The following is a 16,000-nucleotide window of genomic DNA, read 5'->3' on the forward strand; positions in this document are numbered from 1 at the left end:
GATGCGCCGCAGAGCCAGCCTCGTCCTGCTCGCCTTCGCCGTCTTCTTCGTCGCCATGGCCCCCACGATGCGCTGGTACGCCTTCCCCCGCCTGGCCAAGATCCCGCCGAACCAGTACCAGGAGACGGTCTTGGAGGCGAAGCCCGCGACCCTGCTCGACTACTCCACCCTCAAGGCGGAGAAGGTCGACAAGATCACCATCGTCCAGACCCTCAAGGGCAACGTGGAGGAGTCGAAGAAGATCGAGCGCGACGCCGGCCGCGACGTCGTCGTCTGGGACTCCCTCTCCTACGTCCTCGGCCCCGACGGCAAGATGGTCTCCAAGATCCCCGAGCGCTACATCTTCGACGCCCACACCCAGGACCCGGTCCACGCCACCGGCGAGACGGTCGACGGCGACCCGGTCCGCCGCGAGGGCATCGAGTTCAAGTGGCCCTTCCTCACCGAGAAGCGGGACTACCAGTACTTCGACGCCCAGACCCGCACCTCCGCCCCCATCCACTACAAGGGCACCCGCACCTTCCGCGGCCTGGAGGTCTACTACTTCGAGCAGACCATTCCCTGGACCAAGGTCCCCATGCCCAAGACGATGCCCATCGACATCGCACCCGACGTCCTCGCCAAGACCGGCCTCACCCGCTGGTACAGCACCAAGCGCATGTTCTGGATCGACCCCGTCACCGGCGCCCCCGTCAACGGCGAGGAGATCCACAAGGAGGAGCTCCGCAACGCCCGCGCCCTGATGGGCCAGGACACCGTCACCGTCTTCGAGGGCCACGTGAAGATGCGCGAGGACTACATCGCCTACGTCGTCGACCTGGTCGAGAGCAACCGGCTGATGGTCCTGATGCTCGTCTCCTATCTCCCGTGGACCTTCACCGTCCTCGCCGTCCTCCTGCTCGCCCTCTCCTTCTGGCTCGAAGCCCGCTCCCGCCGCCCCGCACCCGGTACGGACACCGGTCCCGCACCGGACGCCGGCCCGGGACCGGACGCCGGCCCGGGACCGGCACCCGTCACCGCTCCCGTCTGAGCCTGGCGCTGGTGTGCCGGGTCGGCTCCGCCGCCGAAGGGTCCTCCGGCCACGGATGCTTCGGATAGCGACCCCGCAGCTCCGCCCGCACCGCCCGGTAGCCCTCCCGCCAGAACGAGGCCAGATCGGACGTCACGGCCGCCGGCCGCCCGGCGGGGGAGAGCAGATGCACCAGGACCGGGACCCCGGCCACCCGCGGCGTCTCCGCGAGCCCGAACATCTCCTGGAGCTTCACCGCGAGCACCGGCCGCTCCCCGCCGTACTCCACCCGTATCCGCGAACCGCTCGGCACCTCGATCCGCTCCGGCGCCAGCTCGTCCAGGCGAACCGCCTCGCCGGTCGCCCACGGCAGCAGCCGCCGTATCCCCTCACCGGCGTCGATCCGCCCCAGATCGACCCGCCGGCGCGCCCGCGACAGCTCGGGCTCCAGCCAGTCGGCGGCCCGGCCGAGCAGCGCCTCCTCCGACACGTCCGGCCACGGCTCGCCCAACTCCCGGTACAGAAAGGCCAGTCGGTGGCGCAACTCCTCCGCGTCCCGACTCCAGCGCAGCAGCCCGGTGCCCTCGCGGCGCAGCCCGTCGAGCAGCGCCTCCCGCACCAGCGCCGGATCCGCGTCGTCCCGCAGCGGCCGGACCGTCAGCTCCACCGCCCCGAGCCGCTCCACCGACCGGGCCACCACGTCCCCGTCCTCCCAGTGGACCTCCTCGCCCACGCTCAGCAGATGCCCCGCCGCGCGTCGCGCCACCTCCTCGTCCACCACGGCGGCCAGCCGCACCCGCGCCGTGGCGCTCTGTGCCGTACGGTCCGCCACCGCCACGGCCAGCCACGGACTCGACCGCAGTCCCGAACCCTCCGCCAGCCGCGCCCCCGTGCCCGAGACCATCAGCAGGCCGCCCTGCTCCCGCGCCCGCGCCACCCGCTCCGGGAACGCCAGGGCCGTCACCAGCCCCGCCACCGCGTCCTCCCCGCCGCCCCCGTCGGAAGACCCGGACCGCCCGCCACCCGCGCCGGCACCGGCCCCCTCGCCGGCCGAGCGCCGCCCGCCACCCGCGCCGGCACCGGCCTCCTCGCCGGCCGAGCGCCGCCCGCCACCCGCGCCGGCACCGGCCTCCTCGCCGGCCGAGCGCTCAAGGCGACGCACCTCCGCCTTCCAGCGCGCCGCGTACCCGTCGCCGCCCCGGCGCGCCTCGCGCCAGGCAGCCGCCAGATCGTCCCCGTACTCCCGGGGCGGCTCCTCGCTCAGCAGCGCCACCACCTCCGCGGCGCGCCGCGCCCCGACCTCGGGCGCCCCGTCGAGGAGGGCCCGGCCGAGCCGGGGATGCAGACCGAGCCGGGACATCCGCACGCCCCGGTCCGTGGCCCGGCCGTCCTCGTCCACGGCCGCGATCGCCGTGAGGACCTGCCGGGCCGCCGCCATCGCCCCGGCCGGCGGCGCGTCGAGCAGCGCGAGCCCGGCGGCCGACGGATCGCCCCAGCACGCGGCCCGCAGGGCGAAGTCGGCCAGGTCGGCGACCTTGATCTCGGGCGCGGGGAACCGGGCGAGCCGCGCGTCCTCCACGAGGGACCAGCAGCGGTACACGGTCCCGAAACCCTCGCGCCCGGCCCGGCCCGTCCGCTGGGTCGCGACCGCGACCGACACCGGCACCGTGGCCAGCGAGCCGAGGCCCCGCGCGTGGTCCATACGCGGCTCCCGGGAGAGCCCGGAGTCCACCACGATCCGCACTCCGGGCACCGTCAGGCTCGACTCCGCCACCGAGGTCGCCAGGACCACCCGGCGCCGCCCGCCCGGCCCGGCTCCCCGCAGCACCGCGTCCTGCACAGCCGCCGGCGCCCGCCCGTGCAGCTGCAGCACCTCGACGTCCAGGTCCGCGAGCAGCCCCGCCGTCCGGGCGATCTCCCCGGTGCCCGGCAGGAAGCAGAGCAGATCGCCCTCGTGCCGCTCCAGGGCCTCCCGGACGGTGGCCGCGACATGGCGCAGCAGCGCGGGATCCACCCAGGTGCCGTGCGCCGGCCGCACGCCGGACGGCGGTGGCGCGAAGTGGATCGCCGAGCCGTGGATCCTGCCCTCGGCCCGCACGACCGGAGCCGGGCCGCCGCTGCCGTCCAGGACCGTCAGCAGATTCGCCCAGGCCTCCGCGTCGCTCGTCGCCGACGCGGCGATCAGCTTCAGCTCGGGCCGCAGCGTCGCCCGCACGTCCACCAGGAACGCCAGCGCCGTGTCCGCGTCCAGATGCCGCTCGTGGCACTCGTCGAGCAGCACCACGTCCGCCCCGGACAGCTCAGGGTCGCGCTGGAGCCGCTGGAGCAGCACTCCCGTGGTCACCACCTCGACCCTGGTCGCCGGACCGGCCCGCCGCTCCCCGCGCACGGAGAAGCCGACGGCCCCGCCGACCTCCTCGCCCAGCAGCCAGGCCATCCGTCGCGCCGCCGCCCGCACCGCCATCCGGCGCGGCTCGGCCACCAGCACCCGCCGCTCCGGTCCGTCCCCTATAAGCCCCGCGAGCGCCAGCGGGACCAGCGTGGTCTTGCCGGTCCCGGGCGGGGCGTGCAGCACGGCCGTGCCGCGCTCCTCGAGCGCGGTCAGCAGCTCGGGGACGGCATGGCGGACGGGAAGCAGGTCGAGTGCGTCGTTTCGGATCACGTCGCAAGTCTCGTACGACGGGCCGACCGGGTGCGTCCGGTTGTCCACAGGCAACACCGATTCATATGACTAATGGTGTGCGGCTGACCGGCCGCGGCCGGAGCGGCCGACGGAATCCGGACGTGCGGGGCCCGGCCCCGACCCCTGCCGGCCACCGGGCTCGCCATCGGCCGTCCGCCGGGATCGGCCGTCCGCCTGGCTCGGCCTTCTGCCGGCTGCCGGGCTCGGTCGTTCACCGTCCGCCGGGCGCGGCTGTCCGCCAGGCTCGGCTGTCCGCCGTCCGCCGGGCTTCGCCAGCCACCGGACTCGGCTGTTCACCCCGCCCGGCTCCGCCGTCCGCCGTCCACCGTCGGCCGTCCACCGTCGGCCGTCCATCGTCCGCCGTCCGCCGTCCGCCAAATCAGCCGTCCGCCAAGCTCTGCCGTCCGCCAAGCTCTGCCGTCCGCCTGGCTCAGTCGTCCGCGCGCTCGCACACGAAGATCGCCGTGCCCGGGATCAGATTGCCGCGCAGCGGGGACCAGCCGCCCCACTCCTGGCTGTTCCAGGCAGGCCACTCCGGCTCCACCAGGTCCACCAGCCGGAAACCGCCGGCCACCACGTCCCGCACCCGGTCCCCGATCGTGCGGTGGTGCTCGACGTAGACCGCGCGTCCCTTCTCGTCCTGCTCCACGTACGGCGTCCGGTCGAAGTAGGAGGCCGCGACCGAGAGCCCCTCCGGCCCCGGCTCGTCCGGGAAGGCCCAGCGGATCGGGTGCGTCACCGAGAAGACCCACCGCCCGCCCGGCCGCAGCACCCGGCGGACCTCGCGGAAGACACGTACCGGATCCGCCACGAACGGCACCGCGCCGTACGCCGAGCACGCCAGGTCGAAGCTGCCGTCACGGAACGGCAGCGCCCCCGCGTCCGCCTCCACCAGCGGCACCTCGTCGCCGATCCGCAGCGCGTGCTGCAGCTGGCGGTGCGAGAGGTCCAGAGCCACCGGCCTGGCGCCCTGGGCGGCCAGCCAGCGGGAGCACTGCGCCGCGCCCGCGCCGATCTCCAGCACGGCGAGGCCCTTCAGCGAGCCGGCCGGGCCCAGCAGCCCGGCCTCCGCCTCGTCCAGACCCTCCGGACCCCAGACGAACCGGTCGTCCCCGAGGAACGCGCCGTGCTCGCTCTGGTACTCGTCGGCGTTGCGGTCCCACCAGCCCCGGCTCGCCCGGCTGCTCTCCGCGTCCCCGGCGTCACGCCGGGTCGCCTCCGCCTCGTCCGCGGCCCCGCCGGGGCCGTCTTCCTGTCCGTACTCTTGGTTCATCTCGCCCGTCGATGTAGTTTGCGCTCAGAACCGCGAGCGGGTGCGCGTCGCGGCTCGCCCGTGGCCAGGATGGCCTGGGCCGACATGAGTTGTGCCGGGTATGCGGCGATCCGCCCCGGGTGTGCGCTTCGCGCATTGACCCTGTCCGGCCGCCCCCGTATGCTAAAGGTTGCGCTGCGGGCCTGCGCGCCTCAGACGGAGCAGGCCGCGCTCGCATCTGTTGTATGTCCCCTCGGTTCTCGAGGCGCCGCCCTTCACCGGGCCAGGTGCTTCCTTTGCTGTCCGGCTTCTTCAGCTGCGATACGGGCTCTCGGCGTAGCAGTACCTACGACTTCATGTCCGTACCGGAGCCCTTTCCCACATGACGAGCAGCACCGAGACCACCGCCACCACCCCGCAGGTTGCGGTCAACGACATCGGTAACGAGGAAGCCTTCCTCGCCGCGATCGACGAGACGATCAAGTACTTCAACGACGGCGACATCGTCGACGGCGTCATCGTGAAGGTCGACCGGGACGAGGTCCTGCTCGACATCGGTTACAAGACCGAAGGTGTCATCCCGAGCCGCGAGCTCTCGATCAAGCACGACGTCGACCCGAACGAGGTCGTCAAGGTCGGCGACGAGATCGAGGCCCTGGTTCTCCAGAAGGAGGACAAGGAAGGCCGCCTGATCCTCTCGAAGAAGCGCGCCCAGTACGAGCGTGCCTGGGGCACCATCGAGAAGATCAAGGAAGAGGACGGCATCGTCACCGGTACCGTCATCGAGGTCGTCAAGGGTGGTCTCATCCTCGACATCGGCCTCCGCGGCTTCCTCCCGGCCTCCCTGGTCGAGATGCGTCGTGTCCGCGACCTCCAGCCCTACGTGGGCAAGGAGCTCGAGGCGAAGATCATCGAGCTGGACAAGAACCGCAACAACGTGGTCCTGTCCCGCCGCGCCTGGCTCGAGCAGACCCAGTCCGAGGTCCGCCAGACCTTCCTCACGACCCTCCAGAAGGGTCAGGTCCGCTCCGGCGTCGTGTCCTCGATCGTCAACTTCGGTGCCTTCGTGGACCTGGGTGGCGTCGACGGCCTCGTGCACGTCTCCGAGCTGTCCTGGAAGCACATCGACCACCCGTCCGAGGTTGTCGAGGTCGGCCAGGAGGTCACCGTCGAGGTTCTCGACGTGGACATGGACCGCGAGCGCGTCTCCCTGTCGCTGAAGGCGACCCAGGAGGACCCGTGGCAGCAGTTCGCCCGTACCCACCAGATCGGCCAGGTCGTTCCGGGTAAGGTCACCAAGCTGGTTCCGTTCGGTGCGTTCGTCCGCGTGGACGAGGGCATCGAGGGTCTGGTCCACATCTCCGAGCTGGCCGAGCGCCACGTGGAGATCCCGGAGCAGGTCGTCCAGGTCAACGACGAGATCTTCGTCAAGGTCATCGACATCGACCTCGAGCGTCGTCGCATCAGCCTCTCGCTGAAGCAGGCCAACGAGTCCTTCGGTGCCGACCCGGCCTCGGTCGAGTTCGACCCGACCCTGTACGGCATGGCCGCGTCCTACGACGACCAGGGCAACTACATCTACCCCGAGGGCTTCGACCCCGAGACCAACGACTGGCTGCCGGGCTACGAGGCCCAGCGCGAGGCGTGGGAGACCCAGTACGCCGAGGCGCAGCAGCGCTTCGAGCAGCACCAGGCTCAGGTCATCAAGTCCCGCGAGGCCGACGAGGCCGCTGCTGCCGAGGGTGGCGCCGCCGCTCCGGCCGCCGCGCCGACCGGTGGCTCCTACTCCTCGGAGTCGGACGACAACTCCGGCGCCCTGGCGTCGGACGAGGCCCTCGCCGCCCTGCGCGAGAAGCTGGCCGGCGGCCAGAGCTGAATCCGGCTCTCCGCTGAGCTCCAGTAGCTAGCGTCGAGGCCCGCCTCCCTCCGGGGAGGCGGGCCTCGGTCGTTTTCCGCTCGGGTGTCTTTCGCTTGGGTGTCTTCCGCGTGGGGCGTCCTCCGGCTCGGCCTCCTCCGGCTCGGCCCTCACCGTCTCGGCCTCCTCCGGCTCGGCCCTCGCCGTCTCGGCCCTCACCGTTCACCGCCTCGGTCTTCGCGGCCTTTCACCGCAGACCGGGGAATGGCGCCGCACCGGCCGGCGTTGTCCAGGAAGAACGCGAGGAGGAGCGGAAATCGTGCTTGATCCCCAGGATTTGTACGAATGGGACCAGAAGGGTCTGGCCGTGGTCGACATGGCCCTGGCGCAGGAGTCGGCCGGACTGGTCATGCTCTACCACTTCGACGGCTACATCGACGCCGGTGAGACCGGCGAGCAGATCGTCACGCGCCTGCTCGACACGCTGCCCCACCAGGTGGTGGCCCGCTTCGACCACGACCGGCTGGTGGACTACCGGGCCCGTCGCCCCCTCCTGACCTTCCGCCGCGACCGCTGGACCTCGTACGAGACGCCGGCGATCGAGGTGCGCATCGTCCAGGACGCCACCGGAGCCCCCTTCCTGGTGCTGTCCGGCCCCGAGCCGGACGTCGAGTGGGAGCGCTTCGCCGCCGCCGTGCGCCAGATCGTCGAGCGCCTGGGCGTCCGGCTCTCGGTCAACTTCCACGGCATCCCCATGGGCGTCCCGCACACCCGCCCCGTCGGCCTCACCCCGCACGGGAGCCGCACGGACCTCATGCCCGGCCACCGCAGCCCCTTCGACGAGGCCCAGGTGCCCGGCAGCGCCGAGTCCCTCATCGAGTTCCGCCTCACCGAGGCGGGATACGACACCCTCGGCGTCGCCGCACACGTCCCGCACTACGTGGCCCGCTCGCCCTACCCGGACGCGGCCCTCACCGCCCTCGAGGCGGTCACCGCCGCCACGGGGCTGGTTCTTCCCGGCGTCGCGCACGCCCTGCGCACCGAGGCCCGGCGGACCCAGACCGAGATCGACCGCCAGATCGGCGAGGGCGACGAGGAGCTGATCGCGCTCGTCCAGGGCCTGGAGCACCAGTACGACGCGATGGCGGGCGCCGAGACCCGCGGCAGCCTGGTCGCCGAGCCGGTCGACCTGCCCTCCGCCGACGAGCTGGGCCGCGAGTTCGAGCGCTTCCTCGCCGAACGGGAGGGCGACGCCTAGCCGGCCGGCGGCGGGATCTAAGCTGCCGCTCATGCTGAAGGTGGGTCTGACCGGCGGTATCGGCGCCGGCAAGAGCGAAGTGTCCCGGCTGTTCGTGTCGTACGGGGCCGTCCTGATCGACGCCGACCGGATCGCCCGCGAGGTCGTGGAGCCCGGCACCCCCGGGCTCGCGGCCGTCGTCGCGGAGTTCGGGGAGGGCATCCTCACCCCGGAGGGCACCCTCGACCGGCCCGCGCTCGGCGCGATCGTCTTCGCCGACGCCGAGCGGCTCGCCGCCCTCAACGCGATCGTCCACCCGCTCGTCGGTGCCCGCTCCGCCGAGCTCGAGGGCCTCGCCGGCCCCGGCGACGTCGTCGTCCACGACGTGCCGCTGCTCACCGAGAACGGCCTCGCCCCGCTCTACGACCTGGTCGTCGTCGTGGACGCCTCGCCCGAGACCCAGCTCGACCGGCTCGTACGGCTCCGCGGCATGACCGAGCCCGAGGCCCGCGCCCGCATGGCCGCCCAGGCCACCCGCGCCCAGCGGCGGGCCGTCGCCGACCTGGTCATCGACAACGACGGCCCCCTGGAGGCACTGGAGCCGCAGGTCCGCAAGGTCTGGGAGGAGCTCAGGCAGCGGGCCGCGGACGCCTCCTGACCCTCGGGGGCACAAGACCCTCCGGACTGGGTAGAGATGACCCTCGCGAGGGCCCGCCGCCGCGGGCCCGACGGAATACGGCCACCGTGCCCGCTGTTGAACCGCCGGAGCGAGGGGAAGGAATCCACCGTGGCCGAGAGCAACCCGGACACCCATGTCATCGACTTCCGTGCCGCCGAGCAGCTGCTGGCCGCGCGGGACCCGCGAGGCGCCGTCAAGCTCCTGGACTCGGTGATCGCCGCTCACCCCGAGAACACCGCCGCGCGGCTGCTGCGTGCCCGCGCCTTCTTCGCCGCCGCCCAACTGCGCTCGGCCGAGCTCGAGTTCGGCCTGGTCCTGGAGAGGGAGCCGGACAACGCGTTCGCGCACTTCGCGCTCGCCCGTACCTTCGAACGCTCCGGCCGCCCCGACCAGGCCGTGCGCCATTTCCGCCTCGCCGCCGCACTGGACCCCAAGCCGGAGTACCTGGAGGCGGCCCGCTTCGGTCCCGCGGACGGACAGGGCCTGCCCGGCGGCGGATCAGGGCCCGCTTCACCAGAGAGACCCTAGGGACCACACACACCCCAGGAACCAGACAGATCCCAGGGGCCAGACAGACCCTGGGGCCTGACACGCCGGCCAGAGGCGGACAGACCCTAGGGCCGCTTCGGCGGTTCCCGGTCGACGTCGGCCGGACGGCCCCAGCGGCCGCGGCCGCCGTGATCGGGCTCGTACGGCGGGATGTCGCGCCCCGGCTGCCAGTGCGGGCCCTGCCGGATGTGGCGCGTGACCAGCGTCAGATCGACGGCCGCCACCACGAAGAGCACCGCGCACGCGGCCGCCCAGCCGGGCCGCTCGACCAGCGAGAACACCACCGTCCCGAAGGCGGCCCACAGCACGCCCCACAGACTCAGCCAGAACCGCAGCCGCAGCGCACTGCGCGCGGTCGCCGGTTCACTCCCCGTACGCATGACTCACATCTCCCGGGTGAGGTGTCCCCCCGGGCACTTCCAGCATCTACCCGTAGAGCGCGATCCGAAAGCACGTCGACCACTGAGCCGAGAGGACGTGAGAGGGCATGAGCGAACCCCGGAACGACCAGCGGAAGCGCGACGGGCACGGAGGGAGCGGCCCGGGTCCGATCACCCCGGACGGCTGTGCCGTCGATCTCTACCGGCGGCTGTCGGTCGGCACGGAACCCGAGGTGATCGAGGCGGCGCTGCCGGCCGGCGCCTCGCTCCTCGAGCTCGGCAGCGGAGCGGGCCGGGTCACCGCACCGCTCGCCGAACGCGGCTTCGCGGTGACGGCCGTGGACGAGTCCGCCGAGATGCTGGCCGTCGTCGGCGAGCGCGCCCCGGGCGTCGAGACCGTGCTCAGTCCCATCGAGGACCTGCGGCTGCCCCGCCGCTTCGACGCGGTGGTGCTCGGCTCGTTCCTCGTGCACACCGCCGACCACCGCACCCGGCAGGGACTCCTGGAGACCTGTCGCCGCCACGTGAAGGACGACGGCCGGGTCCTCATCCAGCGCGAGGGCGCGGACTACCACGACGACGTGCCGCGGGAGCGGCACGATCCGGCCGGCTACACGGTGCGGATCGTGTCGGCGGAGCCGGTCGGCGACGGCGTCGACCGGGTGCGGTGCGAGTACGTCTTCCCGGATGCGCGCTGGACCCAGACCTTCCTGTCCAGGAAGCTCTCGACCGAGGCCTTCGAAGGGCACCTCGAGCAGGCCGGACTGGTCGTCGACCGCTATCTGACCGACGACGGCATCTGGGTCCTGGCCCGGCCCGCCGGGGGCGGCGTCTGAAGCCTGCCGGGATCAGTGGACGACGGTGTAGCTTCGCCAGGGCAGGGTGCCCGGCGTGATCTCGTTCCCGCTGTTGCTCGCGACGTAGATGGGGTCCTTGCCCCGGCAGTCCCGCGTCCGGTAGAGGATGATGTCGACCAGGGTCGAGTTCTCGATCTTCGTCGCGCCCGCCGGTGCCAGCCGGTGGCACCCCTTCACGGAGGGGCTGGTCACCATCACCCCGACATCCCGCCCGGTCTCGTACGAGATCGTGCCCACCGCACTGCGGCCGAGCCCCGAGCAGCCCGCGACCGCGAGCGAGAGCAGGGCGGCCCCGGTGGCGATGGTGAGACGCCGGTGAAGGGACATGGCGGGATTCCTCGTCTGTCGAGAGGTGGACGAAGCCTGTTCCCCGCCACCCTGCCGCCTCCCGGTCCGGGTGTCATGTTCTGTTGGGCCGCATGGGGGAAGCGCCGCGTGAGGCCGTTGTCAGACCCCACCCGTAAGGTCGGAAGTCCAGTCGGAATCCGTCGCGGACCGGGAGGTGAGCAGCGCCGTGACCCCAGCAGTGACCCCGTCGGCGACACCTCGCGTCTTCCCCGGCGCCGCCGCCGTCTTCCTGCCCGCGGCCCTGCCCAGGGACGGCCGGGTCGCCTTCTGGGCGCCCGACGGCGGCAGCCTGCCCGGCGGTCCTCCCGGCGCGGACGGCGGGACGGGCCTGCCCGCCACCGCCGAGCGCGGCGAGCTCACGGTGGTGCGGCGACACGGCGCCGGGGCACGCGGCCGGACCGTGCCCGCCGTGCTGCTGCCCGTCGCCGACGCCCTGCCCCACCTCGTCGCCGCCCGCCACCACCCCGAAGCCCACCCCGCCACCGCCTGCTGGGGCGCCGCCGCCCTGCACGCCCTGCACCTGGTCGCCCGCGGGCGGCTGCTGCCGGGACTCACCGCGGACGACCACGACGCCTGGCGGGCCGGGCCGCTCGACGCCGACGACATCGCCCACCTGCGGGCCGTCGCCGCCGCCATGCCCTACGAGGCCCACGCGACGCCCGTGCCCGGACCGGGACCCCTCCGGCTGCCCGAGCCCGAGGCACTGGTCCGTGCCTTCCTCGACGCCGTCGCCGACACCCTGCCCCGCACCCCGGCCGCGCCCCACGCGGCCGGAGCGCCGTTCGCCGCGCGCGAGGCCAGCCGGCTGCCGCACGCGCGGGCCTGGGCCGCGGAAGCCGCGGCCGGCATGGACGCCGGCGTCCGGATCTCGCTCCGGCTCGACCTGTCCCCGTTCGAGCTCTTCGACGCGTCCGCAGGAGCGGACGCCGCCGGGACGGGCGAGGTGCGGCAGGCCGCGGCGGCACTCCTCCAGGTGCACAGCCTCGCCGACCCCACCCTCGTCATCGACGCAGCCGCCCTCTGGGCCGGCGACGGCGACGAGCACTTCGGTCCGCGCGCCCGGATCGACGCCGTCCTCGCACTGCGCCGGGCCGCCCGCGTCTGGCCGCCCCTCGGCCGCCTGCTCGAACGGGGCGTGCCCGACGTCCTGTCCCTGGCCGAGGACGAGCTGTACGAGCTGCTCGGCCCGGCCGCAGCCCGGCTCTCCGACGCGGGCGTCGCCGTCCACTGGCCCCGCGACCTCGCGCGCGCCCTCACCGCCTCCGCCGTCGTCAGGCCCGACCGTGCCGCGCCCGGCTCGGCCACCGACGGCACCGCCTTCTTCGACAGCACGGAACTCCTGCGGTTCAACTGGCAGCTCGCCCTCGACGGCGACCCGCTCACCGCCCGCGAGATGGACGCCCTCGCCGAGGCCCACCGGCCCGTGGTCCGGCTGCGCGACCAGTGGGTGGTCGTCGATCCCGATCTCGTCCGCAAGGCCCGCAAGCGCGAACTCGGCCTGCTCGAACCGGTCGACGCGCTCGCCGTCGCCCTCACCGGCACCGCCGACGTCGACGGAGAGACCGTTCCCGCCGTCCCCGTCGGCGCTCTGGCCGCCCTCCGGGACCGGCTGCTCGCCGGCCCCGAGGACGTGCCCCAGCCGCCCGGCCTCGACGCCACCCTGCGCGACTACCAGCTGCGCGGCCTCGCCTGGCTCGACCTCATGACCTCGCTCGGCCTCGGCGGCTGCCTCGCCGACGACATGGGCCTCGGCAAGACCGTCACCCTCATCGCCCTCCATCTGCGCCGCGCACGCTCCGCGCCGACCCTGGTCGTCTGCCCTGCCTCGCTCCTCGGCAACTGGCAGCGCGAGATCGAACGCTTCGCCCCCGGCGTTCCCGTCCGCCGCTTCCACGGCGCCGACCGCACCCTCGAAGGACTCGACGGCGGATTCGTCCTCACCACCTACGGCACCCTGCGCACCAGCGCGCCCCGCCTCGCCGAGCAGGAATGGGGCATGGTCGTCGCCGACGAGGCCCAGCACGTCAAGAACCCCTTCTCGGCGACCGCCAAGGCACTGCGCACCGTGCCCGCCCCCGCCCGGGTCGCCCTCACCGGCACGCCCGTGGAGAACAACCTCTCCGAGCTGTGGGCACTCCTCGACTGGACCACGCCCGGTCTCCTCGGCCCCCTGAAGGCCTTCCGCTCGCGGCACGCCCGCGCGGTGGAGAACGGCGAGGAGATCGAGAACGAGGAGGCGGTCGAGCGTCTGGCGCGGCTCGTCCGGCCGTTCCTGCTGCGCCGCCGCAAGTCCGACCCGGGCATCGTCCCCGAACTGCCGCCGAAGACCGAGTCCGACCATCCCGTGGCCCTCACCCGCGAACAGGCCTCGCTCTACGAGGCGGTGGTGCGCGAGACGATGGCGCACATCGAGGGCGCCGAGGGCATGGCCCGGCGCGGTCTCGTCATGAAGCTGCTGACCTCGCTCAAGCAGATCTGCGACCACCCCGCGCTCTTCCTCAAGGAGCGGCCCGCACCGGGCTCCGCCGCCCGCGCCACGGCCCGCGGCGTGCGGCTGGCCGGCCGCTCGGGCAAGCTCGCCCTGCTCGACGAGCTCCTCGACACGATCCTCGCCGAGGACGGCTCGGTCCTCGTCTTCACGCAGTACGTGTCGATGGCGCGGCTGCTCGCCGACCACCTGGCGGGCCGGGGCATCGCCACCCAGCTCCTGCACGGCGGCACGCCCGTCGCCGAGCGCGAGCGGATGGTCGACCGCTTCCAGGCCGGGGAGATCCCCGTCTTCCTGCTGTCCCTGAAGGCCGCCGGCACCGGCCTCAACCTGACGCGGGCCGGCCACGTCGTGCACTACGACCGCTGGTGGAACCCCGCCGTCGAGGAGCAGGCCACCGACCGCGCCTACCGGATCGGCCAGACCCAGCCGGTCCAGGTCCACCGGCTGATCGCCGAGGGCACCGTCGAGGACCGGATCGCCGAGATGCTGCGCGCCAAGCGGGCCCTCGCCGACGCCGTCCTCGGCACCGGCGAGGCCGCACTCACCGAGCTCACCGACCGCGAGCTGGCCGATCTGGTGTCCCTGAGGAGGCCCGCATGAGCCCCGAAGGCCCCCGTCCCGCCGACGGCTCCCGTCCCGCCGACGGCTCCCGTCCCGCCGAAGGCCGCCGTCCCGCCAACGGCTCCCGTCCCACCGAAGGCCGCCGTCCCGCCGAAGGCCCCCGCCTCCCCGGGCGTGCCGGGCCCTCCCGTCTGCGCGCGGGTGGGGCCCGAGGTGCCCTGCCCCGCCACGACGACCGGCGGAGGAGCTTCCCCCAGCTCGTCCCGCACGAAGCCCCCGACGGACGGTTCGCCGCCAGCTGGTGGGGCAACGCGTGGGTGGACGCCCTGGAGGACACCGCGCTCGACCCGGCCCGTCTCGCCCGGGGCAGGGCCTACGCCCAGCGCGGCCACGTCGACGCGATCACCGTCACCCCCGGCCGGGTCGTCGCCTACGTACACGGCAGCCGCGCCCGGCCGTACCGCGCGGAGATCCGGCTGAGGACCCTCGGCGACGACGACTGGGAGCGCTTCCTCGACGAGGCCACCGCACGGCCCGAGCACATCGCCGCCCTCCTGGACAAGGACGTGCCCCACGCCCTGGAGGCCGTCACCGGACTCCTGCCCGCCCCCGGCGACCTCGTCCCCGACTGCACCTGCCCCGACGACGGCTATCCCTGCAAGCACGCCGCCGCCCTCTGCTACCAGGCCGCCCGCCTCCTCGACGAGGACCCCTTCGTCCTGTTCCTGATGCGCGGCCGGGGCGAACAGGAACTCCTCGCCGAGCTCACCCGGCGCAACGCGGCGCGCTCCGCCGCCGAGAGCGCCCTGGCCGCGGCGGCCGCCCCGGCCCTTCCCACCGTCCCGGCGCGCACCGTGCTCGCCCCGGCCACCGGCCACAGCCTGCCGCCGCTGCCCCCGCCGCTGCCCGCGCCCGCGCGGCCCGGCCGGCCCGCCGTGTTCCCCGCCGACCCCGACGCCCCCGACCCGCTCGCGCTCGACCTCCTCGCCGGCGAGGCCGCCGCCCGCGCCCACACCTTCCTCACCACCGGCCACGACCCCGTCGCCGCGCTCACCCCCTGGCAGGACGCGGTACGGCTGGCCGCCGCACACCCCGGTTCCGGCCTCACCGCCTCCACCCGCGCCCTCTACCGCGACCTCGCCTACGCCCTCGACCGCACTCCCACGGACCTGTCCCGCGCGGTCGCCGCCTGGCGGCAGGGCGGCCCCGCCGGACTCGCCGTCCTGGAGGAGGCCTGGGACCCGCCCGCCGGGCCCTTCGACCGGGCGAGGCCCGCCCTGCTCGCCGCCGACCTGCCGGCCTTCCGCCCCTGGCGCAACCGGCTTTCCATCCGCTCCCTCCAGCTCCGCTTCGGCCGCGACGGACTCTGGTACGGGTACGAGTCGGACGCCGACCGCGAGGACTGGTGGCCGCGCGGCACCCCCGACGCCGACCCGGTCGGCGTGATCACCGACCTGCTCGGAAGGTGACCGCCGCCATACCCGCTCGGCCGTCGCCGTGGGACGGCTGCTGCGCCACCACCTTGCCGCCGCGGTCGCCGCGGCGGCCGCTCGCCCTCCAGGCTTGGGCGGCGGCCGAGGCCTGGGCGAAGGGGGCGCAGGGGGCGGCGAAACCGTCGGGGCGGGGGAGCGTGGTCAGGAGAGGCACTCCGGATCGATGACGAACACCGGCGCCCACCCGAAGTCCGCGGCGGGAGCGGCGCATTCGACGGTCCAGCCGCGCGGCTCCCGCGCCCCGCGCCCGGGAGCCGGTGGCATCCAGGGCCATGTGAGAAGATGGTCAACTTCCCCTGGGAGAGATGGAGTTCGTTTCCGTGGCTCGCGCTGATCGCGAGGTCCACGCGGCTCTCGGCGGCCAGTGCCGTCGCCTGCTCCCCGGGGTTCACCGCCAGCCCGGCCGTGCGGAGCAGTTCGTCGCCCCCGGCCGGGAACGGGGACGAGTCGGTGCAGGTGGCCGGCGTCTGCACGTACGTGGCGTCGTCGAAGAGGGGGAGTACGTCGGGCAGTCGGGGTCGCCGAGGTGACGTCGTGGACGACGGGCAGCACCCGTGTGCGTGGTCCCGAGCGTCCGCCGGCGCGCCGTGTCCCGCCCCACCGGTA

The 16,000-nt window shown here is 73.9% G+C and carries 12 protein-coding genes; 8 read left to right on the top strand and 4 right to left on the bottom strand.

The window, feature by feature from the left end; translation table 11 throughout:
• Window position 1 precedes the first annotated feature (1 nt).
• Complete coding sequence (locus tag ACFY8W_RS15995) at window positions 2-1,030, top strand: porin PorA family protein (protein WP_391105167.1); 1,029 nt, start codon at window positions 2-4, stop codon at window positions 1,028-1,030.
• Here ACFY8W_RS15995 and ACFY8W_RS16000 read toward each other — a convergent pair.
• Window positions 1,014-3,671, bottom strand: a complete 2,658-nt coding sequence (locus tag ACFY8W_RS16000; protein ID WP_391105169.1) for an ATP-dependent helicase C-terminal domain-containing protein — start codon at window positions 3,669-3,671, stop codon at window positions 1,014-1,016. The genes ACFY8W_RS15995 and ACFY8W_RS16000 overlap by 17 nt on opposite strands.
• 451 nt (window positions 3,672-4,122) lie before the next feature.
• Window positions 4,123-4,965: a methyltransferase domain-containing protein gene (locus tag ACFY8W_RS16005; protein ID WP_391105171.1), complete on the bottom strand. Its 843-nt coding sequence runs from the start codon at window positions 4,963-4,965 to the stop codon at window positions 4,123-4,125.
• Between the two features lie 361 nt (window positions 4,966-5,326).
• Between ACFY8W_RS16005 and rpsA the strand changes: the two genes are divergently transcribed.
• From rpsA to ACFY8W_RS16025, 4 genes are all read left to right on the top strand, one after another.
• Window positions 5,327-6,820 (top strand): 30S ribosomal protein S1, encoded by a 1,494-nt coding sequence (rpsA, locus tag ACFY8W_RS16010; RefSeq protein WP_031072721.1) that lies wholly within the window; start codon window positions 5,327-5,329, stop codon window positions 6,818-6,820.
• Between the two features lie 298 nt (window positions 6,821-7,118).
• Window positions 7,119-8,057 carry a PAC2 family protein gene (locus tag ACFY8W_RS16015; RefSeq protein WP_391105173.1) on the top strand — a complete coding sequence of 313 codons (939 nt, stop codon included), beginning with the start codon at window positions 7,119-7,121 and terminating at the stop codon, window positions 8,055-8,057.
• 31 nt (window positions 8,058-8,088) lie between these two features.
• The gene (gene coaE / locus ACFY8W_RS16020; RefSeq protein WP_391105175.1) at window positions 8,089-8,694 is read left to right on the top strand and encodes a dephospho-CoA kinase; all 606 of its coding nucleotides are present in this window, start codon (window positions 8,089-8,091) and stop codon (window positions 8,692-8,694) included.
• A gap of 129 nt (window positions 8,695-8,823) precedes the next feature.
• On the top strand, window positions 8,824-9,243 hold the full coding sequence (locus tag ACFY8W_RS16025) for a tetratricopeptide repeat protein (RefSeq protein ID WP_391105177.1): 420 nt from the start codon (window positions 8,824-8,826) through the stop codon (window positions 9,241-9,243).
• 86 nt (window positions 9,244-9,329) lie between these two features.
• Here the strand turns inward: ACFY8W_RS16025 and ACFY8W_RS16030 are convergent, their stop codons facing one another.
• Entirely contained in the window at window positions 9,330-9,644 is a 315-nt protein-coding gene (locus ACFY8W_RS16030; protein WP_391105179.1) for a DUF6343 family protein, read from the bottom strand.
• Window positions 9,645-9,751: 107 nt separating this feature from the next.
• On the opposite strand from ACFY8W_RS16030, the gene ACFY8W_RS16035 reads away from it, so the two are divergent.
• On the top strand, window positions 9,752-10,480 hold the full coding sequence (locus ACFY8W_RS16035) for a methyltransferase domain-containing protein (protein ID WP_391105181.1): 729 nt from the start codon (window positions 9,752-9,754) through the stop codon (window positions 10,478-10,480).
• A gap of 12 nt (window positions 10,481-10,492) precedes the next feature.
• On the opposite strand, the gene ACFY8W_RS16040 is transcribed toward ACFY8W_RS16035, so the two are convergent.
• Window positions 10,493-10,828, bottom strand: a complete 336-nt coding sequence (locus tag ACFY8W_RS16040) for a hypothetical protein (protein ID WP_391105183.1) — start codon at window positions 10,826-10,828, stop codon at window positions 10,493-10,495.
• Between the two features lie 187 nt (window positions 10,829-11,015).
• On the opposite strand from ACFY8W_RS16040, the gene ACFY8W_RS16045 reads away from it, so the two are divergent.
• Together ACFY8W_RS16045 and ACFY8W_RS16050 are read left to right on the top strand one after the other, a co-directional pair.
• Entirely contained in the window at window positions 11,016-13,940 is a 2,925-nt protein-coding gene (locus ACFY8W_RS16045; protein ID WP_391105185.1) for an SNF2-related protein, read from the top strand.
• A complete protein-coding gene (locus tag ACFY8W_RS16050; protein ID WP_391105187.1) occupies window positions 13,937-15,370 on the top strand; it encodes an SWIM zinc finger family protein in 1,434 nt (477 codons plus the stop codon). The genes ACFY8W_RS16045 and ACFY8W_RS16050 overlap by 4 nt, the downstream gene beginning before the upstream one ends.
• The last annotated feature ends 630 nt before the right edge of the window (window positions 15,371-16,000 follow it).

The sequence above is a fragment of the Streptomyces sp. NPDC012637 genome, from assembly GCF_042954805.1.
GTDB lineage: Bacteria > Actinomycetota > Actinomycetes > Streptomycetales > Streptomycetaceae > Streptomyces.

Bases quoted from the DNA above. Each gene is read 5' to 3' on its own strand.
- ACFY8W_RS15995 (WP_391105167.1), top strand. From the start codon at position 2: ATGCGCCGCAGAGCCAGCCTCGTCCTGCTCGCCTTCGCCGTCTTCTTC.
- ACFY8W_RS16005 (WP_391105171.1), bottom strand. From the start codon at position 4,965: ATGAACCAAGAGTACGGACAGGAAGACGGCCCCGGCGGGGCCGCGGAC.
- rpsA (WP_031072721.1), top strand. From the start codon at position 5,327: ATGACGAGCAGCACCGAGACCACCGCCACCACCCCGCAGGTTGCGGTC.
- coaE (WP_391105175.1), top strand. From the start codon at position 8,089: ATGCTGAAGGTGGGTCTGACCGGCGGTATCGGCGCCGGCAAGAGCGAA.
- ACFY8W_RS16030 (WP_391105179.1), bottom strand. From the start codon at position 9,644: ATGCGTACGGGGAGTGAACCGGCGACCGCGCGCAGTGCGCTGCGGCTG.
- ACFY8W_RS16035 (WP_391105181.1), top strand. From the start codon at position 9,752: ATGAGCGAACCCCGGAACGACCAGCGGAAGCGCGACGGGCACGGAGGG.
- ACFY8W_RS16040 (WP_391105183.1), bottom strand. From the start codon at position 10,828: ATGTCCCTTCACCGGCGTCTCACCATCGCCACCGGGGCCGCCCTGCTC.
- ACFY8W_RS16050 (WP_391105187.1), top strand. From the start codon at position 13,937: ATGAGCCCCGAAGGCCCCCGTCCCGCCGACGGCTCCCGTCCCGCCGAC.